The organism is Gordonia abscondita, assembly GCF_032711245.1.
GTDB lineage: Bacteria > Actinomycetota > Actinomycetes > Mycobacteriales > Mycobacteriaceae > Gordonia.
Genome location: NZ_CP128986.1, coordinates 1,871,593 through 1,894,600, shown reverse-complemented (window position 1 = coordinate 1,894,600; position 23,008 = coordinate 1,871,593). Strand labels below are relative to the sequence as shown.

The 23,008-nt window shown below is 66.4% G+C and carries 20 protein-coding genes; 17 read left to right on the top strand and 3 right to left on the bottom strand.

Annotated features, from left to right (window positions below; all coding sequences use genetic code 11):
* The first annotated feature begins 31 nt into the window (after positions 1-31).
* On the top strand, positions 32-721 hold the full coding sequence (locus tag MP11Mi_RS08915) for a TetR/AcrR family transcriptional regulator (protein WP_420041924.1): 690 nt from the start codon (positions 32-34) through the stop codon (positions 719-721).
* 149 nt (positions 722-870) lie between these two features.
* Here MP11Mi_RS08915 and groL read toward each other — a convergent pair whose 3' ends face one another.
* Positions 871-2,496 carry a chaperonin GroEL gene (gene groL, locus MP11Mi_RS08910; protein WP_420041923.1) on the bottom strand — a complete coding sequence of 542 codons (1,626 nt, stop codon included), beginning with the start codon at positions 2,494-2,496 and terminating at the stop codon, positions 871-873.
* A gap of 240 nt (positions 2,497-2,736) precedes the next feature.
* On the opposite strand from groL, the gene MP11Mi_RS08905 reads away from it, so the two are divergent.
* Positions 2,737-3,009, top strand: a complete 273-nt coding sequence (locus MP11Mi_RS08905) for an excalibur calcium-binding domain-containing protein (RefSeq protein WP_420041922.1) — start codon at positions 2,737-2,739, stop codon at positions 3,007-3,009.
* Positions 3,010-3,121: 112 nt separating this feature from the next.
* On the opposite strand, the gene phoA is transcribed toward MP11Mi_RS08905, so the two are convergent.
* Positions 3,122-4,591 (bottom strand): alkaline phosphatase, encoded by a 1,470-nt coding sequence (phoA, locus tag MP11Mi_RS08900; RefSeq protein WP_420041921.1) that lies wholly within the window; start codon positions 4,589-4,591, stop codon positions 3,122-3,124.
* A gap of 154 nt (positions 4,592-4,745) precedes the next feature.
* Here phoA and MP11Mi_RS08895 point away from each other — a divergent pair, with 154 nt between their 5' ends.
* The 8 genes from MP11Mi_RS08895 (at position 4,746) to MP11Mi_RS08860 (ending at position 14,054) form a co-directional block, all read left to right on the top strand.
* On the top strand, positions 4,746-5,969 hold the full coding sequence (locus MP11Mi_RS08895) for a sensor histidine kinase (RefSeq protein ID WP_420041920.1): 1,224 nt from the start codon (positions 4,746-4,748) through the stop codon (positions 5,967-5,969).
* An 11-nt stretch (positions 5,970-5,980) separates the two neighbouring features.
* Entirely contained in the window at positions 5,981-6,808 is an 828-nt protein-coding gene (locus MP11Mi_RS08890) for a LytR/AlgR family response regulator transcription factor (protein WP_420041919.1), read from the top strand.
* 1 nt (position 6,809) lies between these two features.
* A complete protein-coding gene (locus MP11Mi_RS08885) occupies positions 6,810-7,253 on the top strand; it encodes a hypothetical protein (protein WP_420041918.1) in 444 nt (147 codons plus the stop codon).
* A complete protein-coding gene (locus MP11Mi_RS08880) occupies positions 7,250-8,956 on the top strand; it encodes a sodium/solute symporter (protein ID WP_420041917.1) in 1,707 nt (568 codons plus the stop codon). The genes MP11Mi_RS08885 and MP11Mi_RS08880 overlap by 4 nt, the downstream gene beginning before the upstream one ends.
* Before the next feature lie 169 nt (positions 8,957-9,125).
* A complete protein-coding gene (locus MP11Mi_RS08875; protein WP_420041916.1) occupies positions 9,126-9,503 on the top strand; it encodes a DUF485 domain-containing protein in 378 nt (125 codons plus the stop codon).
* A complete protein-coding gene (locus MP11Mi_RS08870) occupies positions 9,500-11,134 on the top strand; it encodes a solute symporter family protein (RefSeq protein ID WP_420041915.1) in 1,635 nt (544 codons plus the stop codon). Before MP11Mi_RS08875 ends, MP11Mi_RS08870 begins: the two co-directional genes overlap by 4 nt.
* A 326-nt stretch (positions 11,135-11,460) precedes the next feature.
* Positions 11,461-12,819 carry an anaerobic C4-dicarboxylate transporter family protein gene (locus tag MP11Mi_RS08865; protein WP_420041914.1) on the top strand — a complete coding sequence of 453 codons (1,359 nt, stop codon included), beginning with the start codon at positions 11,461-11,463 and terminating at the stop codon, positions 12,817-12,819.
* A 23-nt stretch (positions 12,820-12,842) separates the two neighbouring features.
* A complete protein-coding gene (locus MP11Mi_RS08860) occupies positions 12,843-14,054 on the top strand; it encodes an amidohydrolase (protein WP_420041913.1) in 1,212 nt (403 codons plus the stop codon).
* Between the two features lie 13 nt (positions 14,055-14,067).
* On the opposite strand, the gene MP11Mi_RS08855 is transcribed toward MP11Mi_RS08860, so the two are convergent.
* Entirely contained in the window at positions 14,068-15,474 is a 1,407-nt protein-coding gene (locus MP11Mi_RS08855) for an amidase (RefSeq protein WP_420041912.1), read from the bottom strand.
* Positions 15,475-15,541: 67 nt separating this feature from the next.
* Here MP11Mi_RS08855 and MP11Mi_RS08850 point away from each other — a divergent pair, with 67 nt between their 5' ends.
* The 7 genes from MP11Mi_RS08850 to MP11Mi_RS08820 all read left to right on the top strand — a co-directional run bounded on the left by MP11Mi_RS08850 (position 15,542) and on the right by MP11Mi_RS08820 (position 22,989).
* A complete protein-coding gene (locus MP11Mi_RS08850) occupies positions 15,542-16,738 on the top strand; it encodes an acyl-CoA dehydrogenase family protein (protein WP_420041911.1) in 1,197 nt (398 codons plus the stop codon).
* Between the two features lie 24 nt (positions 16,739-16,762).
* Positions 16,763-17,878 carry an acyl-CoA dehydrogenase family protein gene (locus MP11Mi_RS08845; RefSeq protein ID WP_420041910.1) on the top strand — a complete coding sequence of 372 codons (1,116 nt, stop codon included), beginning with the start codon at positions 16,763-16,765 and terminating at the stop codon, positions 17,876-17,878.
* A 17-nt stretch (positions 17,879-17,895) separates the two neighbouring features.
* Positions 17,896-18,336 (top strand): DUF350 domain-containing protein, encoded by a 441-nt coding sequence (locus MP11Mi_RS08840; RefSeq protein WP_420041909.1) that lies wholly within the window; start codon positions 17,896-17,898, stop codon positions 18,334-18,336.
* 75 nt (positions 18,337-18,411) lie between these two features.
* Positions 18,412-18,873, top strand: coding sequence for an SRPBCC family protein (locus MP11Mi_RS08835; RefSeq protein ID WP_420041908.1), 462 nt, complete (start codon positions 18,412-18,414; stop codon positions 18,871-18,873).
* 163 nt (positions 18,874-19,036) lie between these two features.
* Entirely contained in the window at positions 19,037-19,753 is a 717-nt protein-coding gene (locus MP11Mi_RS08830; RefSeq protein WP_420041907.1) for a phosphatidylserine decarboxylase, read from the top strand.
* The gene (locus tag MP11Mi_RS08825) at positions 19,753-20,793 is read left to right on the top strand and encodes a CDP-alcohol phosphatidyltransferase family protein (protein WP_420041906.1); all 1,041 of its coding nucleotides are present in this window, start codon (positions 19,753-19,755) and stop codon (positions 20,791-20,793) included. Before MP11Mi_RS08830 ends, MP11Mi_RS08825 begins: the two co-directional genes overlap by 1 nt.
* Positions 20,794-20,796: 3 nt before the next feature.
* Positions 20,797-22,989 (top strand): AAA family ATPase, encoded by a 2,193-nt coding sequence (locus MP11Mi_RS08820; protein ID WP_420041905.1) that lies wholly within the window; start codon positions 20,797-20,799, stop codon positions 22,987-22,989.
* Positions 22,990-23,008 lie beyond the last annotated feature (19 nt).

The following is a 23,008-nucleotide window of genomic DNA, read 5'->3' as shown; positions in this document are numbered from 1 at the left end:
CGCGTCGGATCGGGCCGATACGCTGACCACCATGGTCAGCGAATCGAGGACGACGACGCCGAGAGGCCGCACCGAGCGCCAGCGGGTACGAAACCGACGTAAGTTGGTTTCGGCGGCAGCCGAACTCCTTGCAACCGTCGGCCCGGAAGGCCTCACCGTCACTGCGGTCACCGCGCGGGCCGACCTCGGCACCGGCACCTTCTACAACTACTTTCAGACCCGCGAAGAGATCACGGCCGCGGTCGTGCATGACGCGCTGGCCTCCCTCGGTGTGCGACTCGATTCGTTGACCGATTCGATGACCGACCCCGCCGAGATCTGCTCGTGCGCAATGCGGCACATGGTCGCCAGCGCGGTCAGCGATCCACTCTGGGGCTGGTTGTTGGTTCGACTCGGGGTCGCCCAGCAGGAGCTTCGCGACACCATCGGACCTTTGCACTCCAGGGACGTGCAGAAGGGCGTCGAAGCTGGCCGGTTCTCGATACCCGACGCAACGGTGGCGACGGCCATCTACTTCGGCGGCCTCCTCGCCACGATTCAATCGGAGCTGAGCGGGGCCGCTTCCGACGATCCAGGCAGCGCCTTCGCCGAGTACATGCTGCGGGCCTTCGGATTGCCCGACGAGGAAGCACACGAGATCGCATCCCGTCCGCTGCCTCCGCTTCCCGAACTAGCCGATGACCACGGCCCACTCGGTCCTCCGCCGGTCAGAGCCTCGTAGCGCACCAGCCAGGCGATCCGAACCAGATGTCGACGGATACCGACGAATACATATCGGTCCCCGACCGTCGTCCACGCACGCCGAAGGCCGGCCACCCTCTCGGGTGACCGGCCTTCGGTGAGTTCTGCGGTAAGCCGCTGATCGTCAGATCAGAAGCCCATGCCGCCCATCTCGTCGCCACCCGGCATCGCCGGCATGGGGTTCTTCTCGGGCTTATCAGCCACGACGGCCTCGGTGGTGAGGAACAGAGCCGCGATCGAGGCTGCGTTCTGCAGCGCCGAGCGGGTGACCTTCACCGGGTCGTTGATGCCTGCAGCCAGCAGGTCCTCGTACTCGTTGGTCGAGGCATTCAGACCGGTGCCGATCGGCGAGTTGCGAACCTTGTCCGCCACGACGCCCGGCTCGAGGCCTGCGTTGATCGCGATCTGCTTGGCCGGAGCCTCGAGCGCGACGCGCACGATGTTGGCACCGGTGGCCTCGTCGCCGTCGAGCGACAGACCGTTGATGGCAGCCTCCGACTGGAGCAGGGCCACGCCGCCGCCGGCGACAATGCCCTCTTCGACAGCAGCCTTCGCGTTGCGGACAGCGTCCTCAATGCGGTGCTTGCGCTCCTTGAGCTCGACCTCGGTGGCAGCGCCAGCCTTGATGACTGCGACACCGCCGGCCAGCTTGGCCAAGCGCTCCTGCAGCTTCTCGCGGTCGTAGTCGCTGTCGCTCTTCTCGATCTCCGAGCGGATCTGCGCGACGCGGCCCGCGATGGCCTCGTTGTCGCCTGCACCATCGACGATGGTGGTCTCGTCCTTGGTGACGACAACCTTGCGTGCGGTGCCGAGCAGCTCGACGCCTGCGGTCTCTAGCGACAGGCCGACCTCTTCGCTGATGACCTCGCCACCGGTGAGGATGGCGATGTCGGCGAGCATGGCCTTGCGGCGGTCGCCGAAGCCCGGAGCCTTGACGGCGACGGACTTGAAGGTGCCCTTGAGCTTGTTAACGACCAGGGTCGAGAGGGCTTCACCCTCGACGTCCTCGGCGATGATCAGCAGCGGCTTGCCCGCCTGGATGACCTTCTCCAGCAGCGGCAGGAGGTCCTTGATCGTCGTAACCTTGCCCGAGACGAGCAGGATGTACGGATCCTCGAGAACTGCTTCCTGGCGGTCGGCGTCGGTCACGAAGTAACCCGAGATGTAGCCCTTGTCGAAGCGCATACCCTCGGTGAGTTCCAGCTGCAGACCGAAGGTCTGAGCCTCTTCAACCGTGATGACGCCTTCCTTGCCGACCTTGTCCATCGCCTCGGCGATGAGCTCGCCGATGGCAGGGTCGCCGGCCGAGATGCCTGCGGTCGCAGCGATCTGCTCCTTGGTCTCGACCTCCTTCGCCGAAGCCAGGAGCGACTCGGTGACGGCCGCGACGGCCTTCTCGATGCCGCGCTTCAGGCCGAGCGGGTTAGCGCCGGCCGCGACGTTGCGCAGACCTTCGCGAACCAGGGCCTGAGCCAGAACGGTTGCGGTGGTGGTGCCGTCGCCCGCGACATCGTCAGTCTTCTTGGCGACTTCCTTGACCAGCTCTGCGCCGATCTTCTCGTACGGGTCCTCCAGCTCGATCTCCTTGGCGATGGAAACACCATCGTTGGTGATCGTGGGGGCGCCCCACTTCTTCTCCAGGACGACGTTGCGTCCCTTGGGTCCGAGCGTGACCTTGACGGCGTCGGCCAGGCTGTTCAGGCCGCGCTCGAGTCCACGACGGGCCTCTTCGTCGAAAGCAATCTGCTTTGCCATTGGTAAGTGATCCTCCGGTAGGGGGTGACACTAAGTTTTCGTAGGGTCGGACTCGATGCCCGCGACGGACGACCGGGGTGTCTTATGAACCGGCCTCACCGTTCCGACCTGGCACTCACACGCCGCGAGTGCCAGGTTCCGTTTTAGCACTCAGGTAGGGAGAGTGCAAGGTCGGTCTCGCGAGCAGAGGCACCCGTTTCGGGACTACCGACGGCGTTCACGCCTCCTTACACTCCACCGGTGATCATTCGACTCTGCACAGCTGCAGCCATCGCCCTAACAGTCGTTGCCGTCGTCCCGCACGCACACGCGGACGCCGCCCCCGCCAAGCGATACGCCAATTGCACCGCGCTCAACAAGGACTACCGCCACGGCGTCGCTCGCCCAGGTGGGCGCGACCTAGTGAAGGGCAAGTCCAAGCCCGCCCGCGGATACGTCGTCAACAAGGTCGCCTACTCGAAGAACACGCACCTCGATCGAGACAAGGACGGCGTCGCCTGCGAGAAGAAGTAGTCAGACGCACCGCTGCAACCAACACACCACTGCAAACTAACGCGCCTCAGCGCCGGCATCGCCCTATCGGACGGCGCCGGCGCTGTGCGGTGTCGGCTACCCCGCGTCGGAGTTACTTCTTATTGCGGTCCACACCCAACTGATCGGTGATGTAGAAGAACGGGTCGGTCTGATCACTTAGACCTGAGACGTTGACCGCGCCCGGTCCGTAGGCGGCGATCCGAACCTGCCCGCCGGTGTGCTGTTCTTCGCCCGGCTCCAGGGACGTGCCGTAGCTGACGGTGATCGTCTCGCCGTCCTTAGTGGTGAGGTTGCGAGTGAGGCCAGGCATCGGCAGTTCCGCATCGGTCTCGGCTATCTGACTCGAGTGCGCATGGTCGCCGGTCACGATGACGAGGGTGTCCTTGCTCTCCTTGGCGAAATCGAGCGCAGCCTTGACGGCATCGGATAGCTGCACCGTCTCACCGATCTGACCGCACGCGTCGGCGTCGTGGTTGGCTTTGTCGACCGAGCCCGACTCGACCTGCAGGAAGAATCCCTTGTCGCCCTTGAGGAGGTCGATGGCCTTGGTCGTCATGGCGCCGAGCTTCGGGACGGTCGAGGCGAACTCCGCATTCGGCGTGCACTTGACTGCGGGCTGCCTGTTTCCATCCTTGACGGCGGTGGCCGCGGCCCATTGTCGCGGCAAGTTGCCGTCGGCAAAGACCCCCAGTAGCGGCTTGTCTTGGTCCGCGCTCTGCACATCCGTCAACTCGTCGGCACTGCGGACCACCTGGTAACCACGCTCTTTCGCTTGGACGTCGAGCGTCTTGCCCTTGTATCGGCCCGCAGTGGCGGTCTCGGAAAAGGTCTCCCAACCGCCACCGAGGGTCACGTCGGGGCGGGTTGCGAGGAGTTGCTCGGTGATGGAGCCTTGGCCACCGTTCTCGAGCGCGTTCTCAGGGCACTTCTCCAGCGTCACTTTGGGTCCGTAGCACTTGCGCTCCGACACGTGCGACACCTGGACGGCCGGGGTGGCATCCTGCAGTTCGGTCGTGGTGACGTCGCCGGTCTTGCGCCCGTTCGCCTTGGCGATCTCGAGGATCGAGCGCTGTGCCTTGCCGTTGACGTCGACACCGACCGCGCCGTTGTAGGTCTTGGTCCCGGTCGACCACGCCGAGCCGGACGCCGCCGAGTCGGTCACATAGGTTGGCTTGTGCGAGTCCTTGTTCAGCGAGTAGGTGGTGTAATCACCGCTGAACGGCAGCTGATCGATGCCGGGGAGTTGTCCGGCAGCACCGTACTGGTAGTCGCGAGCGAGGGTCAGCTCTTGGTTCGCGGTGCCGTCGCCGATGACCAGAATTACGTTCTTCGCTCCCGACTTCTGGACCGAGTCGGCGATCGCCTGCGTCTGATCCTCCGACAGGCGGCGTGCGCCGCCATTCTTCGTGATGTCGCCGGTCGCGGCGCGCTCGACGTCGACGCTGGACGCCGTGTCGCCGTCGTTGCCGACCCCCTCATCGGACGAGCACGCGCCGAGGACACCCGTGACACCGACCAGCGCTACTGCACCGAGTGCACTGATCGCGCGCACGTTCTTCATGCCATGTTTCTTAACCATGAACATATGCGAACAGTCGAATATGAATTCACGGAACCCGCCGGTTGAACAGATGACATACAGTTCGCGCGGCGACGAGATCGTCGTCGCCCCATCGGCCCACGGACCACCCTCGGTCGAGATACGCTCGTCACTCATGTCGGGCGAACTGATCGCGATCACCGTGTTGGGGACCGCCTTGACGATGATCCTCATCGTGATCGCGTTGAGGACACGGCGGGTCGTGTCGACACCTGCCGAACTCGCCGTCCACAACACCCTGCACACGGCAGCTCTCGCCGCCGGACCGTTGCGAAACGGGTTGACCGCAGAATCCGCCGCCGAGGCGATCGCGCCGCTACACACCCTCACCGAAGCCGAAGGCGTCGCCCTCTATGGCCCCGACTCCACACTCCTCGCCTGCGAAGGAGACGATGATCTGTGGACGCCGTCCGTCTTCGCCGCTGCCGGAAGGCTCGCGGAGACCGCCTTACGCGAGCAGAACCCGAGTGTGCAACGCGCTCCCACAGGCACCGCTGGCCTAGCTCGCCGCCTGATCGCCGCACCACTCCTGACCGACGACATCAGTGCGGGGGTCCTCGTCGCCGCAACCCGCGACGAGCCGGGCCCGGGCAAGATCGGGGCCATCACCGAACTCGCGCGGTACGTCGCAGGCCAATTGCAGCTCGCCGAGCTCGACGCGTCCCGCGCCCGCCTCGACCGCGCCGAAGTCCTCGCTCTGCGCGCTCAGATCAGCCCCCACTTCATCTACAACGCGTTGAACACCATCGCGTCGTTCGTGCGCACCGACCCCGACCGCGCCCGCGAACTCATCCTCGACTTCGCGGATTTCACCCGCTACTCGTTCCGCGCCGCAGGCGAGTACACGCCGCTGGCCGACGAACTACGAAACATCGACCGCTACCTCACCCTCGAACGAGCACGCTTCGGCGAAGGGCTCACCGTGAAGCTGCAGGTGGCACCAGAGGTACTGGGCGTCGTCCTACCATTCCTGGCGCTGCAACCGCTCGTGGAGAACGCCGTCCGGCACGGGATGGCCGGACGCAAGTTAGGCACGATCTCGATCACCGCCCGCGATGCGGGACCCGACTGTGAAATCAGTGTCGACGACGACGGTGCGGGCATGGATCCCGAACTGCTGCGGACCGGAGCGATCGACGCGCTCGCCCCTGCGGGGCCCGCCGAATCCGACGGCGCACATGTAGGACTGACGAATGTGGACCAACGCCTACGGTCGGCGTTCGGCAACGACTACGGTCTGATAGTCGAGACCGCAGTCGGCGCGGGCACCAAGGTGAGCATGCGGATCCCGAAATTCGCTGCCGGGATCCGCGCCGTCGCTCCGCCGGACGGAAGGTAGCCGCGCACACGATGAACGGACTTATCGTCCTCGCCGTCGACGACGAGGCACCCGCCCTCGACGAACTCGCGTTCCTGTTGAACCGCAACGATGCCATCGATCTCGTACTGACCGCGTCCGACGCCACGTCGGCGTTGCGCGAACTCAGCGATCACCGGGTCGACGGAGTGTTCCTGGACATCTCGATGCCCGGCCTGTCCGGCATGGAGTTGGGCGGGGTCCTCGCCAAGTACGCCGACCCGCCACCCATCGTCTTCGTCACCGCGCACGACGACCGTGCCGTCGAAGCGTTCGAGGTCGGCGCCGTCGACTATCTTCTCAAACCGCTGCGCGAAGCACAGTTGGCCCGGGCGGTCGACCGAGTCGCAGCGTACGAACGGGCCAACCCCGGCGATCCCGCCCGCAACGAGTCCGCCCGCATCGAGTCCGGCACCGCCGCAGGCACCGAATCCGACGAGGTGATCCCCGTCGAATCCGGCGGCGTCACCTCGCTCGTCCGACGGGACGCCATCTCGTGGGTCGAAGCGGTCGGTGACTATGCCCGCCTCCACACCGACAGCGGCTCATATTTGGTGCGCATCACGTTGTCGATGCTCGAATCCCGTTGGGGCCCGGCAGGCTTCGCGCGTGTTCACCGCAGCTACCTGGTTAACCTCCTGATGGTGTCGGGCCTGCGGTCCACGGGTGCGTCGACCATGGTCCGAATCCAGTCCAACGGGACGTCACCGGCGGTCGAACTGCCGGTGAGCCGCCGCCAGGTCCGGGAACTCAAAGACCGGTTGGTCCGTGACCCGATGCGGACCATTCGAGGCGGCGGACCGGCGGGGGCCGGCGGCTGAGATGCCCGACCACCCGCCCCGCGAACGCGTCGTCCTGTCCGAGCGACGCGGAGCGCGCATGGTCCACACCCGCGTCCAGGTCGCGGAACAGAGTGGAATCGGCGAGAATCTGGTCCGCGGCCTGGTCCGCGCGCAACTCGGCCTCGCCCTGCGCTTGGGCCTAGCCGTGGTCCTGATCTTCGTCGCCGTTCCGATCCTCGGCGCGACCGTCGAACCGTTCGCATCGGCCACCGTGTTCGGGATCCGGCTCAACTGGATCATTCTCGGAGTGCTCCCGTATCCACTGCTGTACCTGGCGGGCAGCCTGTACATCCGGCTCGCCGACCAGGCCGAACGGGACTTCGTCCGCCTCACCGACGATGACCACGAACCTGCGACTGGCTCCACCCGATATCTCGACCCGGCCACTCGCTCTGCTCGATCGACGCGGGACTCAACTCCGTGAGCGATCACGTCACCGCGCTCACCGTCGCCGCCGTGGTGCTCGCGGCGATCGGCACCCTGGCCGCGGGTGCCTATGCGGGACGAGGCGCCCGCTCGACGTCGGATTTCCTCGTCGCTTCGCGCAGCATCGGCTCCGGCTGGAACGCCGCCGCGATCGCGGGCGAATACCTGTCGGCGGCATCGTTCCTCGGCGTCGCCGGACTCGTCGCCAAGTACGGGGCCGACGCTCTCTGGTATCCGATCGGGTTCACCGCGGGCTACCTCGCGCTCCTGCTGTTCGTGTCCGCTCCGCTCCGTCGGTCGGGCGCATACACGGTGCCCGACTTCGCCGAATTCCGCCTCACGTCGAAACGAGCGCGCACGGCGACGATGGTCGTGGTCGTCGGCATCTGTGTGTTGTATCTGGTCCCGCAGTTGCAGGGAGCCGGCCTTGCGTTGGACATCCTGCTGGGGTTACCCCCGTGGATCGGCGTGGTAGCCGTCGGCCTGCTCGTGATCGTCAATGTCGTCGGCGGCGGCATGCGTTCGGTGACGTTCGCGCAGGCAGTCCAGTACTGGTTGAAGCTCACCGCGGTCGCGGTGCCCGCGCTCGCCCTCTCGATGCTGTTCATCCACCACGATGCGAACGTGGGCGAGCCGCTGCCGCCTCGCGTCGACGTCGCGACCACGGTGAGCGTCGACCGGACGGTGTCGGTGACCGTGTCCGATCCGGCAGGCGTCCGAATCGACGGCGTGCCCGCCGAGGTCGGGACTGTCACCGTCGAACGTGGGTCAACGGTGACGTTGGCAACGGGCGCGGCGACTCCGGTTGTCTCGGACGCCCCGCAGACCGGCGCGCAGTGGGCGGCATCCGGCGGTGGGCTCGGCGGCAGCCACCCGCTCTACCAGGTGCTTTCGCTGATGGTCGCTACATTCCTCGGCGCCGTCGGACTCCCCCACGTATTGGTGCGCTTCTACACCAACACCGACGGGCGGGCTGCGCGGCGGACCGCATTGAACGTGATCGCCGCGCTGTCGGTCTTCTACCTGTTCCCGACGGTGCTGGGCGCGCTCGCGCGGGTCTGGACTCCGCAGGTGTTGACGACCGGCAACACCGACGCCGCGGTCCTTCTGCTGCCGACGGCCGCTATGCCGGGAGTGTGGGGGACGCTGCTCGGCGCACTGGTCGCGGCGGGCGCGATCGCCGCGTTCCTGGCGACGTCGTCGGGCCTGCTCGTCAGCATCGCAGGCGTCATGTCAACCGATCTGCTGCCTGCGGGCGTCCGTAGCTTCCGGATCTGCGCACTGGTCGGCGGACTCATCCCGATCGGCTTGGCGTTGGGCGCCGGAACCCTCGACTTGTCCCGGTCGGTCGGCCTGGTGTTCGCCGTGTCCGCGGCGACCTTCTGTCCGCTGCTCCTGTTGGGTATCTGGTGGCGGGGGCTGACTGCTGCGGGTGCGATCGCCGGGCTCGTCGTCGGCGGGGTCGCTTCGGCGGCCGCCGTCGTCCTAGTCGTCAGCGGCGTACTCGACCATGAGGCTGCGGGCGGTTGGCCGACGGCGATCATCGACTATCCGGCGGCGGTGACGGTCCCGCTCACTTTCGTCGTCATGATCACGGTCAGCGTCGCGACACGTTCATCGCGGCCACCTGGCGTCGCCGGCGTCTTCGCCGCGATGCACGTGCCAGAACGTCTCGGGTTGGGCGTCGAACGGACACCCTGATCCGGGCGAGGGGCACGACCGTTCACCGCTCGTCGGCGCCGGACGACCGTTCATCGCATGGTCCACGAGACTCGTCGATTCGATCACAACAAGCACGTCATGTGACTCATATCTCGTCCATTCTTCTCGCATGCGATTCACCATCGACTCTCATGTGTAAGGAGTGATCGTGTCCGATCAAGCACCACCGCCCCCTGAGCGGGTGCAACCGTCGCCCGACGAGTTCCTGGTCGCGCAAGCGAGTCCCGAATTCACCAGTCTCCGGCGAACTCTCCTCCGGTTCATCGTCCCGATGTCCGTCTTCTTCCTCCTCTGGTACGCCGTCTACGTCATCCTCGGTGCGTTCGCGGACGACTTCATGGGAACCAAGGTGTGGGGGAACATCAACCTCGGTCTGATCCTGGGGCTGCTCCAGTTCGTGACGACCTTCGCGATCACCGCCGCGTACGTGAAGTTCTCGAGCCGTGACCTCGATCCGAGGGCCGAACAGATCCGTCAGAACTTCGCCGACGGCGTGTATGCAGAGACTGCGGAGGAAATCCGATGACCATCACCCTTCTCGCCGAGCCCGAGGCCGTCGGCAACACCGCGATGAATATCTCGATCTTCGTGGCGTTCGTCGCGGTCACCATGTTCGTGGTGATCCGCGCCAGCCGGAAAAACACGACGGCATCCGAGTTCTTCACTGCGGGCGGCGGCTTCTCCGGCACGCAGAACGGTATCGCGATCGCAGGCGACTACCTGTCGGCGGCGAGCTTCCTCGGTATCGCGGGCGCGATCGCCGTGTACGGCTACGACGGTTTCCTGTATTCGATCGGATTCCTGGTGGCCTGGCTGGTCGCGCTGCTGTTGGTGGCCGAACTGCTGCGCAACACCGGCCGATTCACCATGGCCGACGTGTTGAGCTTCCGGTTGAAGGAACGCCCGGTCCGCATGGCTGCCGCGTTGTCGACGCTCGTCGTGTCACTGTTCTATCTGCTCGCACAGATGGCTGGCGCAGGCGGTCTCGTCGCACTGCTGTTGAATATCCACGACAAGACCGGCCAGAGCATCGTGATCGCTGTCGTCGGCGTCCTGATGATCGCGTACGTGCTGATCGGCGGCATGAAGGGCACCACGTGGGTGCAGATCATCAAAGCGTGCCTGCTGATCGCGGGAGCCGTCGTGATGACGGCGATCGTGCTCATCAAGTTCGGGTTCAACATCTCCCACCTCTTCGGTGAAGCGCAGGCCATGATCTCCGGTTCGGCGGACGAGGCGGTCGCGTCGCGGGACGTCCTCGCGCCGGGCGCCAAGTACGGCGGCTCCACCGAGTCGAAGATCAACTTCATCTCGCTCGGTCTCGCCCTGGTCCTCGGCACCGCAGGCCTGCCGCACGTGCTGATGCGCTTCTACACGGTGCCGACCGCTAAGGAGGCCCGTCGCTCGGTCGTGTGGGCGATCTCCCTGATCGGCGCGTTCTACCTGTTCACCCTGATTCTCGGCTACGGTGCGGCAGCGCTCGTCGGACCGGACAAGATCCTCAGCGCGGCCGGCGGCGAGAACTCGGCGGCTCCGCTGCTGGCGCTCGAACTGGGCGGCACCGTCCTACTCGGCATAGTGTCGGCCGTCGCGTTCGCGACGATCCTCGCCGTGGTCGCCGGACTGGCGATCACCGCGTCGGCGTCGTTCGCCCACGACATCTATGCCTCTGTCATCAAGCGCGGCAAGGCATCGGAGACCGACCAAGTACGTGTCTCGCGGATCACGGTCGTCGTTCTCGGCATCGTCAGCATCGTCCTCGGCATTCTGGCGAACGGCCAGAACATCGCGTTCCTCGTCGCTCTCGCGTTCGCGGTCGCAGCCTCGGCCAACCTGCCGACGATCATCTACTCGCTGTACTGGCGTCGGTTCAACACGCGTGGCGCGCTGTGGAGCATGTACGGCGGTTTGACCTCGTGCATCGTCCTGATCGTCTTCTCCCCCGCCGTCACCGGTAGTTCGAAAGCAATGATTTCGAGCATCGACATCTCGTACTTCCCACTGGAGAATCCGGGCATCGTCTCGATCCCGCTCGCGTTCCTCCTCGGCATCGTCGGCACCCTGACGTCCCGCGACAACGGCGATGCGGCCAAGAATGCCGAAATGGAGGTCCGCTCGCTGACCGGAGTCGGCGCGGAAGGGGCCGTCGCCCACTGACGCTGCACGACATCGGCGGGTCGACTCACCAGCTGAGTCGACCCGCCGATCTGTGTTCGCACACCCGATCTCGGCTCCAGAACAAGACGTCGTGGCATCGATGCCCCCGTTCGTTGTTCGCGTCCTCCGTTCCGGAGGACGCGATGACGAGGGTCTTTGGTCCCGGAGTGTGCAGATTCTGTGTCGGACACGCGCCAAAGTGCGACGAATACGGACGATCCGCCCGGTGTCGACCGATGTTCAGGGGTTGAGTAGCGGAGCATTGGAGCCGGTTTGCCCAGTGGGGGATGCCGCCGGAGCCTGTCTCGACCTAGGAGCTTAAGTCCGTGGAAGTCGTCCGTACCGTCGTCGAAATTCTGCTGTTTCTACTGCCGTTGGCGATCGCCGCCAAGTACGGCCCACTCGCGCTAATCGGCGCCTCCGGCGTATCGGTGTTCATCCTGGTCGAGGTGCTGCGGCTGCAGCCAGGCTCGCCGCCGGTCACCGCGATCTTCATCATCCTCGCAGTGATCGTCGCGTCGGCCGCGATGAGTGCCGCCGGAGGCATGGAGTATCTGGTCCGCATCGCGGGTAAGGCAATGAGCAAGCATCCCAAGGCGATTCCGGTGGTCGGCCCGCTGATCGTGTGGCTTTTCACCGTGATGTCGGGCACCGGAAACATCACGTTCGCCTTGATCCCGATCATGTACCGCGTCTCATACTCGGCCAAGATCCGGCCCGAACGAATCCTGGCCACCGCGAACGCGGTGTGTCAGCTGGCGCTGATGTCCAGCCCGGTCGCGGCGGTCACCTACGTGTTCTTGAACATCGCGGAGGCCGGCGGCGAGCCGACGACCCTCGGCAAACTGCTCGCGGTGACGGTTCCGGCTTCGTTGGTCGCGACCGTCCTGACCTCGATCATCATGTCGCGGTACGGGAAAGACCTCGACAAGGATCCCGAGTATCAGCGACGTCTGGCCGCAGGCGAGGTCGAGCCGCCTGCGCCACTGATCGACACCGATCTGCCGCCGCTGCGCGAACGGGCGGCGTGGAGCGCCTACATTTTCCTGGCAGCAGTGGTCCTAGGCGTGGTGCTCGGCTTCTTCGAAAGCCTGCGGCCGACCTACGCCAAGTCGTTGGCCGACGGTTCCGAGGTCGTCGCGCACGTGTCGATGAGCTTCATGATCCCGATCCTGATGTTCGCCGCCGCCGGTCTGATCATGGTCCTGTGCCGGGTGAAGACACCGCAGGTGATGGGCGAGCCGATCATCGGCACCGGGGTGATCGCCGCACTGCTGCTTCTGGCCGTGCCAGTCCTGGCGGGCACGATCATCAACGACCACACCGATGAGATCAAGAGTTTCGTGGAGAGCTCGATCGGGGTGTCGGTGTCGCTGTTCGCCGTGATCCTCTTCTTCCTCGCCGCCTTGATCCAGAGCCAGGTCGCCTCCATCACGATCCTGATGCCGATCTCCATGGCGGCAGGCCTCGGCGTGGGGCCGATGGCCGGCATGCTCGGCGCTGCCGGCGGAAACAACCTGCTGGCTTCCATGGGCGGTCTGGGCCAGGCCTGCATCATGACCGACAAGACGGGGTCGACCAAGCAGGGCTCGATTCTGATCAACGGCTCATTCCTGGTCCCCATGCTGCTCTCGTCGGCCTTCGCGATCGCGGTAGGCCTGGGCATGCAGATGATCGTCTTCTGACCATTTTCCCGAAAGGACCTGCCATGACCGATTTGAACCGCCTCTACCTCGATCTGCACTCGCACCCGGAGTTGTCCGGGCAGGAGAAACGCACAGCAGGTATCGTCGCCGCCGCGTTGCGAGAGAGCGGCTACGAGGTGATCGAGCACATCGGCGGCTACGGAGTCGCCGGCATCCTCCGAAACGGCGAGGGTCCCACCGTCTGGCTCCGGGCCGACATGGACGCTCTCCCGGTGAAGGAGGACACCGGGCTGGCTTACGCCAGCGAGGTGGTTGTCGCGAACGAGGACGGTATCCCCACGCCAGTGATGCATGCGTGCGGGCACGACATGCACGTCACCGCGCTGATCGGCGCCGCCGAGACCCTAGCCGCCTCCATCGGCGAGTGGACGGGCACCGTGGTCACGGTGTTCCAACCGGCTGAGGAGAACTTGTCCGGAGCCCGGGCGATGGTCGACGACGGACTCCTCGACAAGGTTCCGCACCCAGACGTGGTGCTCGGTCAGCATGTGGCCCCCGGCCCGGCAGGCATGGTCTTTTACCATTCAGGTGCCACCCTCGCCGCCAGCGATGCGCTGGAGATCACGCTGTTCGGCCGCGGTGGACACGGCTCTCGGCCGGAGACGACCGTGGACACGGTCGTGCTCGCGGCGTCGGTGATCATGCGCCTGCAGACCATCGTGTCCCGCGAGATCGCGGCGGGCGACGAGGCCGTAGTGACGATCGGCCGGGTGGAGGTCGGCACCAAGAACAACATCATCCCGGACGAGGGGGTGCTGGAACTATCGGTCCGCACCTACACTCCGGAGGTCCGTGCGAAGGTGCTCGCGGCGATCAACCGAATCGTCGAGGGCGAGGCCGCGGCGTCCGGCGCCGACCGGTCCCCCGAGATTCGCACCGTCTACCACTCGCCGCCGACCGTGAACGACGACGACGCCACCAGGCGGGTGGTCGGCGCATTCAACTCGGCGTTCCCGGGCCGAGTGATGGCGGTACCCGCTGGTACCGGGTCGGAGGATTTCGGCATCCTCGGCGCGGCCGCCGGCGCCCCTTCCGTGTATTGGTTCCTGGGAGGAGCGGACCCGAAGCTGTTCGCCCCGCCGGCTGACCTCATGCAGGTGCTCGGCCAGATTCCGTCGAACCACTCGCCGAAATATGCGCCGGTGATCGAGCCGACGACGACAGTGGGGGTGGCAGCGCTAGTCACGGCCGCGCGGGCGTGGCTGACCGAGTGAGCCGACGGGTGTCCTAGACGTCTTGGATTCGGGCGAAGGGCCGCGCTGCTTCCAATTCGTACGACAGTTCCAGGAGAGTCTGTTCGGCACCCACGTCCGCGGAGAAGTGGATCGCCACAGGGAGCCCGTCGGGAGTGGAACCGAACGGCAGCGTCACCGCGGGCGTGCCGCTGACGTTGTTCGCAGGCGTGAACGACACGTAACCGATCAACTTGTCGAACACCTCGTCGAAGTCGTCGGTCGGCGACAGATAGCCGATCTTCGGAGTCGTGTGCGCGAGCGTCGGCGACAAGATGACGTCGAACCGGTCGCACAGACCGCGGAATTCAGCGGTCGCCTTGTTGAGGCGGCGGAGCGCGAACGGCAACCGGTAGAAGTGCCGAAAGAACCTGGCCGACAACGCCTGGGTGAACGGGTCGAGCTGTGACCGGTCGAAGCCCTTCCCCACCGTATTGCCGCCGAAACGGTCGATGCCGAACGCCATCATCGCCCAATAGTCGGCGAAGTCGTCGACGAACGACCGGTCGACAGGCAACGGAATCTTCTCCACACGGTGACCCAGTGACTCCAACAGTTCGGCGGCGTCGTTCACCGCTCTGTCGGTCGGCGCGTCTAACAGGCGACCGGTGATCGGCGTGTTGACGAATGCCACCCGCAGCCGGCGACTGCCGGGGCCTTCGACGCGGCCGACCGGCGGCAGACTCCCGATGTCGCGGCGAGACTCGACATCCGCGAGGAACGCGGCACTGTCGCGCACCGAACGGGTGAGGACACCATTCGAGATCAAATCGATCGGCAGCTTCTCGCCCATCGCGGCAGGCGCCGTCCGCCCCCGCGACGGCTTCAACCCGAACAGACCGCACGCCGCAGCCGGGATACGGATCGAGCCGCCACCGTCGTTACCGTGCGCGATCGGCAGTACACCCGATGCGACGAGTGCTGCTGCACCGCCGGACGACCCGCCAGACGAATAGTCGGTATCCCACGGGTTCCGCGTTGGTTCTCGATCAGCGAACTCGGTGGTCGCGGTGAGGCCGAACGCAGGCGTCGTCGTCGCCCCGATCACGTTGAACCCTGCGCCGAGGAACTCACCGGTGAACGGTTCGTCCGAGGCGGCCGGTACATCGGCGGTGGCCGCCGAGCCGTTGCGGGTCGGCAGTCCGGCCAGATCGGTGTTGTTCTTGATCGCCGACGGCACGCCCGCGAACACGCCGTGGAACTCACCGGCGGCGCGTGTCCGCGCCCGCTCGCGGTCGTCGAATGCGATTGCCGAGAGTCGCGGCTCTATCCGGTCTAGGCGAGCCAATGCCGCGTCGAGCGCTTCGGTGGCGCTGACCTCGCCGACCGCGATCCGCTCGGCCACTCCGAGCGCGTCCAGATCTCCGAGAGCGTCGTCACCGAACGCGTGAACATGTTTCATGCCTCACGACGGTACTTCCTTCCGACGAATCGCGACACGACGAGTTACTTCGGGGTAGGACTGAAGCATGCAGCTTCGTTTCACCCCCGAGGAGGAAGCGTTCCGGGCCGAGCTCCGCGAATTCTTCACCAACGAGATCCCCGAAGACATCCGTCGCCGCAACGCCGAAGGCAAAACGATCCACCCGGATGACGTCGTCACCACCACCCAAATCCTGAACAAGCGCGGAATTGCCGTCCCGGCGTGGCCGGTCGACGCGGGCGGCCAGGACTGGACTCCTGTGCAGCACCACATCTGGCGCGAGGAGATGGCGCTCAACTTCGTACCCGATCTCCTCCCGTTCAACGCGGGCATGGTTGGGCCCGTCATCGCCCATTTCGGCAACGATGAGCAGAAGGAGAAGTACCTTCCCGCCACCCGAAACCTCGACTTGTGGTGGTGCCAGGGCTTCTCCGAGCCGGAGGCAGGCAGTGACCTCGCGTCACTCAAGACTCGCGCCGTCCGCGACGGCGACCACTACGTCGTCAACGGTCAGAAGACGTGGACGACGCTCGGCCAGTACGCCGACTGGATCTTCATGCTCGTACGCACCGACCCCGACGTGAAGAAGCAGGCAGGCATCAGCTTCCTGCTCATCGACCTGGACACGCCGGGCATCGAGATGCGTCCGATCCAGTTGATCGACGGCAGCCGTGAAGTGAACGAGGTGTTCTTCAGCGACGTGCGCGTCCCGGTCGAGAACCTCGTCGGCGACGAGAACCAGGGTTGGACGATCGCCAAGTTCCTGCTCGGCAACGAGCGGTCGGGCATCGCCCGCGTCGGTTACACGAAGACCAAGCTGGCACGCGCTAAGAAGCTCGCGTCCGAGATCACGACCCCGACCGGGACCCTGCTCGACGATCCCGCTATCTCGTCCCGCCTGGCCGACCTCGAAAACCAACTCCTCGCGCTTGAGATCACCCAGTTGCGCGTCGTGGCTGGCTCGGCCAACGGGAAACAGAACCCGGCGTCGTCCTTGTTGAAGCTGCGCGGTTCGCAATTGCAGCAGGACGCAATGGAACTGCTCGCCGACATCGCTGGACCGGACTCGCTGCCGGTGGCAGGCGTTGACGCCGATGCCGCCAACGGGACCGCCGACGTCTTGTCTCCCGAGTGGGCACAACTCACGGTGCCGACGTACCTCAACTACCGGAAGGTCACGATCTACGGCGGCTCATCGGAAGTGCAACGCCAGATCATCGACAAGTCCGTCCTCGGGCTGTAGCCCTCCCAGATTTCAAGGAACACAATGGAATTCGATCTGTCTGACGAACAGGTGATGCTGCGCGACACCGTACGCGACGTACTGAGGTCCGCCTACGACGTAGAGAAGCTCCGCGCCGTGACCGACACCGACCTCGGATGGAGCCGCGACGTGTGGCGTTCCCTCGCCGAGATCGGCATCCTCGGCCTCGTCTTCAGCGAAGACGACGGCGGGATGGGCGCAGGCGCCGAAGAACTTTCGGTGGTGATGGAGGAAGTCGGCGCCAGCCTGGCGCCCGAGCCGCTTCTCGGCTCCGTCGTCGTCCCCGGGATGCTGGTAGCTCGGACCGCCGACGACGCGACCCGCACCGAGATCGTCGAAGGGCTCTCGTCCGGCGAGCGGTTGCTGGCGTTCGCACACACCGAAGCCGGCGACCGGTGGCCGCACACCGCGGTGGCTACCACCGCTGTCGACGGCCGACTGACCGGCGTCAAAACGCTAGTCGACCACGGTGACTGCGCCGACACCTTCGTCGTGTCCGCCCGCGAACCGGACGGCGCCATCGGCCTGTACCTGGTGGAGGCCGACGCCGACAACCTCACCCGCACCACATATCGCACGCACGACCGTCGACGCGGTGCGCAACTCGACCTGACCGGGACCGTCGGCACTCGGCTCGGCGACGGCGACGCATCGCAGGTCATCGCCGACGTCGAAGTCGCCACCCAGTCGGCGTTGTGCGCCGAAGCGGTCGGCGCCATGACCCGCGCCCTCGAGATGACCACCGAGTATCTGAAGTCGCGCAAGCAGTTCGGTGTGCCCCTCTCGTCCTTCCAGGCGTTGTCGCACCGAGCAGCGGACATGTTCGTCTCTGCTGAACTCGCTCGCAGCATGAACACGTACTTCACCGCATCGCTCGCCGACGGCGACTACGACCCGATCACCGCGTCGCGGGCCAAGCTGCAGATCTGCCGGAGCGGCCGCCACGTCGGGCAGGAGGCGGTGCAGATGCACGGCGGCATCGGCATGACGGCCGAATACCCGATCGGCCACTACGTCAGCAGGCTCACCGCGATCTCCCACACGCTCGGCGACGCCGACAGCCACCTCGCGCGACTGTCTGGTTCGGTCACCGATTGGGAGATGGTGACTGTCGGCTGACCGCTACAGTCAACTGCATGGAACCGCTGGAGATCTTCCGTAGCGACATAGCCGACCTCACGTCGTACGGCCTGCTGTCGATCGCACTCCTCATCCTCGGGTTCGCGGCGCTCGACCTGGTGACACCCGGCAGCCTCCGGACCAAAGTGTGGGTCGAGCAGAATCGGTCGGCCGTTGTGTTGGCGGTGGCACAGTCCGCAGGCCTCGCGGTCGCGGTCGCCGCGGGTATCAGCGCGTCCACCGGCTTCGAACTATGGAAAGGCATCCTGTTCACGCTCGGCTACGGCGTCGCGACCATCGCCTTGATGACGTTCTCGTTCGTCCTCGTCGACTGGCTCACTCCTGGCCGACTCGGGTCGGTGCTGCTCGACGAGTCCGACGGCGGCTATTCACGCGCGGCATGGCTCAACGCGGTCGTGTTCGTGGCGATCGGACTGTTCGTCGCGGCCGCCCTGTAGGACGTCGTCGGCGTTACCGCCTGTCACGGCAACTGGTCTATGGTGACGGGCACTACACCGTTGGAAGGAATTTTCGTGGCTGCACCCATCATTGAAGACTCGATCGAGATCGACGCGTCCCCCGAAGCTGTCTGGGCGGTCATCAGCGACCTCAAGCGCATGGGTCAGTGGAGCCCTCAGTGCAAGAAGATGGTCGTCTTCGGCGGCGAAGTGAAGCAGGGCGCCCGCACCCTGAACGTCAACCGTCGCGGCCCCCTGGTCTGGCCGACCAGCGCCAAAGTGGTCGCATTCGAGCCGAATCGCGAGATCGCCTTCCGCATCACCGAGAACCACACCGTGTGGTCGTACACGATCGAGCCGACCACGACCGGGTCACGCGTCACCGAAAAGCGTACGGCCGCCGGCGGCAAGACCACGGCTGTGTCGTCGTTCCTCGTCGACAAGGTGTTCGGCGGCAACGACTCGTTCGAAGACGAACTCCGCGCAGGCATCCGCGAGACACTCGGCAAAGTGAAGCGCGCAGCGGAAAGCGCGTAGCAGCGCCTCGACTCCACTCGACCCGCTGGGCTGCCTCAACAGACTCCGTCCGACCCGCAGTGGGGTCTCGACTTCGCTCGGGCGGCGGGCTCCGCCTAAGCTTGCAGCAACGCAGAGCTCCCGGTCGAGGTTGCCGGAGGAGCCAGAGGTGAGGAGACTCCCGGTGGCACGACGCCCCGCACAACCCGACGATCGCACAGGTGTCGCTCACTTGGTCGACCTGTTCAACTCGACGGTTCCACCCGTCCACCGCCGCGGACTGCCGTTCGTCGCGGCACCGGCCGCCGTCGCACTCCTCGGACGCAGACATCCGTGGCTCGCACGGTCCGCGGCGGCGACGGCTGCCGCGTCGGCACTGTTCTTCCGGCATCCGTCACGGGTGCCGCCCGCAGGCACCGGACTGGTCGTCGCCCCGGCGGACGGAGCGATCGCCCTCGTCGACGAGGCCGTACCGCATCCGGAACTGGGACTCGGCGACCAGCCGGTGCCGCGCATCTGCACGTTCCTCTCGATCTTCGACGTCCACGTCCAGCGTGTCCCGATCGCAGGCCGAGTGGTGTCAGTGGTGCACAAGCCCGGCGAGTTCCTGTCCGCAGATCTGCCCGAAGCGAGCACTGCGAACGAACGGACATCGATGACCATCGCGACCGGCGTCGACGGCGCGGGGCCCCAGGTCGGCGTCGTCCAGATCGCCGGCCTACTGGCTCGTCGCATCGTCAACGAAGCCTCCGTCGGCGACGAGTTGACGCTCGGCGACACGTACGGCCTGATCCGATTCGGGTCGCGCGTTGACATCTACCTTCCCGCGGGCAGCGTCCCGAAGGTGTCGGTCGGCCAGCGCGCGGTCGGCGCCGAAACCGTCTTCGCGGATCTCAACTGATGCCGAGCACGTCCACTCCGCACCGTCCCGGCCGACTCCGTCGCGACGGGACCCCGCGGCGCAGGCTGCGCGTCGCGGGCCGTCGGACGAACCGGCCTGGCGACACGCGTCGCCGGTCGCTGCGCGACAGTCGCATGTTCCTGCCATCGGCGCTCACGATTCTCGCGCTCTGCGCGGGCCTCACCGCGGTCCGCTCGGCCGACGCGGGCAACGTCGACACAGCTCTCGGGCTTCTCGTCGCGGCAGCGATCCTCGACGGCCTCGACGGCCGCGTCGCGCGCCTCATGGGCGCCACCACGAAGATCGGCGCCGAGATCGACTCCCTCGCGGACGCCGTCAACTTCGGTGTCGCGCCCGCACTCATCGTCTATTCGACAGTCCTGCGTGACCAGGACGGCGCCGCCCAAGACCTCGGCTGGGTCCTCGTCCTCATCTACTGCGCTGCCATCATCTTGCGGCTGGCCAGATTCAACACGCTGCTCGACGACGACACCGCCCCCGGATACACGAGAGACTTCTTCATCGGTGTACCTGCACCGATAGCCGCACTGACCGCACTGCTGCCGGTCGGCGTCTTACAGCATTTCGGCGACGGCTGGTGGACATCGACGGCAGCCGTCGGCGTATGGATGATCTTCGTGTCCATCCTCGCGGTGAGCCGCTGCCCTACGCTGTCGTTCAAGTCGGCCAGGGTTCGCCCGAGCGCGCTCGCCGGACTGCTCATCGTCGTCGCCGCGGCCGCCGCGCTCCTGATGACGTTCCCGTACATCCTGATGATGCTCGTGGTCGCCGCCTACCTCATCCACATCCCGTTCGCGTGGCGGATGCAACGGTGGGTGGCGTCGCATCCCGAGCATTGGGACGCACCGCCCCGCGACCGTCGTATCCAGCGACGCGACGAGCGACGCGCCGCGGGCGGCGTGCGGCGTCGCGCCATTCCGGGGAAGGCGTCGGCGGCTCGACTCGGCCTGCGTCGTCCCGGATCGCCAGAGGCTCGCGTCACCCCGAACGCGCCTGCATCCGCAGACCCGGAGGACTGACCTGTGACGCGGCCGTCGCTGACCTTGACCGCCCGACTGAACACGTCGGCAGCAGACTCCCGTCGCGGCTTGGTACGCGTCCACCCGGAGGTGCTGGCCGCGCTCTCGTTGACCGAGTGGGATGCCATCGGCATGACTGGTGCGCGGGCGATGACCGCGGTCGTGGCGAGTGCGGGCTCCGACATCCCCCCGGGCGTCCTGCTGCTAGACGACATCACGTTCACCAATCTCGGTGTCCGGGAGAGCGCCCAGGTCGTTGTCGGACCGACGCTGGTGCAGGGTGCATCCCGCGTCACGGTGCACGGGTCGTCGGTCGCCATGTCGGTGGTCACCGAGGCCACGCTGCGACGCGCGTTGCTCGGCAAGATCCTGAACGTCGGCGACACCGTCGCGCTGCTTCCCCGCGACCTCGGCCCGGAACTCTCGGCGAGCCCGGCGACCCGGTCGCTGGCCAACACGCTCGGCATCACGTGGACGAACGAACTCCTCACCGTCACCGGGACCGAACCTGCCGGACCGGTGAGCGTGCAGACGGGGACCGCTGCCCTCTGGGCCGACCAGCACCACTCACCGGTAGCGGTGCCGTACCCGGTTGTCGAGTCGCCCGCCGCGGCAAGCGAAGTGTCGCCGCGTCCGGTGCGGCCCGTCTCCGAACTCGTCGGTGTCGACTCACAGGTCAGTCGACTCACCGAGTGGTTGACGGTCACCCTCGACACGCCGGACATCCTCCGTTCACTCGGGGCTCAGCCGCGTCTGGGCGTTCTCGTGACCGGACCGGCCGGAGTGGGCAAGACGACGGTGGTCCGCGCGGTGTGCGCGGACCGTCCGTTCCTCGAACTGGACGGTCCGACGACTGGTGCCCTCACCGCCGACGGGCGGCGCGCGGCTGTCACCGACGCGATCGCCCGAGTCCGCGAACAAGGCCCCGGAGTCCTCCTGATCCCGGAGATCGACGCACTGCTCCCTGCCACACCCGACCCCGTCTCGACGTTGATCCTCGACGATCTTCGGGCCGCGATCGCGTCCGGTGCCGTCGCCCTCGTCGCCACCAGCACGGACCCGACCGCGATCGATCCGCGCCTACGCGCCCCTGACCTGTGTGACCGTTCGCTCTCGATCGGTCTGCCCGACGCCGACCTGCGCGCCCGACTGCTCGGCGCGATCCTCACCGGCGTGCCAACCGACGGGAGACTCGACATCGACGATGTCGCAGCCCACACCCCGGGTTTCGTCGCCGCCGACCTGGCCGCTGTGGTCCGCGACGCGGCGTTGCGCGCGGCGGCCCGCGCAGCAGCCGACGAAACAGAGCCGGCGCTGCGCACCGCCGACCTCACCGAAGCCCTCACCGTGATCCGTCCGACGTCACGCAACGAGTCGCCCGACGTCGCACTCGGGTCGGTGACGCTCGACGACGTCGGTGACATGGTGCAGACCCGCCAAGCTCTCACCGAAGCCGTGCTCTGGCCGTTGCAGCACCCCGACACCTTCGCCCGACTCGGGGTAGAGCCGCCACGCGGCGTTCTGCTCTACGGCCCGCCGGGCTGCGGGAAAACGTTCGTGGTGCGTGCGCTCGCCGCGTCCGGCCGACTGTCGGTGCATACGGTGAAGGGCGCCGAACTCCTCGACAAGTGGGTCGGGTCGTCTGAGCGCGCCGTGCGCGACCTGTTCTCCCGGGCCCGCGAGTCGGCGCCGTCGCTGATCTTCCTCGACGAGGTCGACGCCCTCGCACCCCGCCGCGGCGGCTCGACCGATTCGGGGGTCGCCGACCGCGTGGTGGCCGCGCTCCTCACCGAGTTGGATGGCGCCGAACCACTCTCGGACGTCGTGGTGCTCGGCGCGACGAACCGGCCCGACCTGATCGATCCCGCACTGCTGCGACCGGGACGACTCGAACGTCTCGTCTTCGTACCGCCACCCGACGCCGCAGCCCGAGCCGACATTCTTCGCACCTCGTCGCGCAACGTCCCGCTGGACGACGTCGACCTGGACGAGTTGGCCGCCGACTTGGACGGGTACTCCGCCGCCGACTGCTCGGCTCTGCTCCGCGAAGCCGCGCTCGCAGCGATGCGACGCGACATCGACGCGGCCACCGTCACAGTCGACGACGTCGCGGCCGCCCGAGCGACGGTTCGGCCATCGCTCGACCCGCAGCAGGTTGCCGAGTTGGCGGAGTACGCGGAGCGCCGTCGCGGCTGACTGTCCGATCGCCGCGATT

What these genes read in the sequence shown, in the direction of transcription:
- MP11Mi_RS08845 (WP_420041910.1), top strand. Translation starts at nt 16,763, where the DNA reads ATGGAATTCGATCTGTCTGACGAACAGGTGATGCTGCGCGACACCGTA.
- MP11Mi_RS08870 (WP_420041915.1), top strand. Translation starts at nt 9,500, where the DNA reads ATGACCATCACCCTTCTCGCCGAGCCCGAGGCCGTCGGCAACACCGCG.
- MP11Mi_RS08860 (WP_420041913.1), top strand. Translation starts at nt 12,843, where the DNA reads ATGACCGATTTGAACCGCCTCTACCTCGATCTGCACTCGCACCCGGAG.
- MP11Mi_RS08850 (WP_420041911.1), top strand. Translation starts at nt 15,542, where the DNA reads ATGCAGCTTCGTTTCACCCCCGAGGAGGAAGCGTTCCGGGCCGAGCTC.
- phoA (WP_420041921.1), bottom strand. Translation starts at nt 4,591, where the DNA reads ATGAAGAACGTGCGCGCGATCAGTGCACTCGGTGCAGTAGCGCTGGTC.
- MP11Mi_RS08915 (WP_420041924.1), top strand. Translation starts at nt 32, where the DNA reads ATGGTCAGCGAATCGAGGACGACGACGCCGAGAGGCCGCACCGAGCGC.
- groL (WP_420041923.1), bottom strand. Translation starts at nt 2,496, where the DNA reads ATGGCAAAGCAGATTGCTTTCGACGAAGAGGCCCGTCGTGGACTCGAG.
- MP11Mi_RS08890 (WP_420041919.1), top strand. Translation starts at nt 5,981, where the DNA reads ATGAACGGACTTATCGTCCTCGCCGTCGACGACGAGGCACCCGCCCTC.
- MP11Mi_RS08895 (WP_420041920.1), top strand. Translation starts at nt 4,746, where the DNA reads ATGTCGGGCGAACTGATCGCGATCACCGTGTTGGGGACCGCCTTGACG.
- MP11Mi_RS08840 (WP_420041909.1), top strand. Translation starts at nt 17,896, where the DNA reads ATGGAACCGCTGGAGATCTTCCGTAGCGACATAGCCGACCTCACGTCG.
- MP11Mi_RS08855 (WP_420041912.1), bottom strand. Translation starts at nt 15,474, where the DNA reads ATGAAACATGTTCACGCGTTCGGTGACGACGCTCTCGGAGATCTGGAC.
- MP11Mi_RS08825 (WP_420041906.1), top strand. Translation starts at nt 19,753, where the DNA reads ATGCCGAGCACGTCCACTCCGCACCGTCCCGGCCGACTCCGTCGCGAC.
- MP11Mi_RS08885 (WP_420041918.1), top strand. Translation starts at nt 6,810, where the DNA reads ATGCCCGACCACCCGCCCCGCGAACGCGTCGTCCTGTCCGAGCGACGC.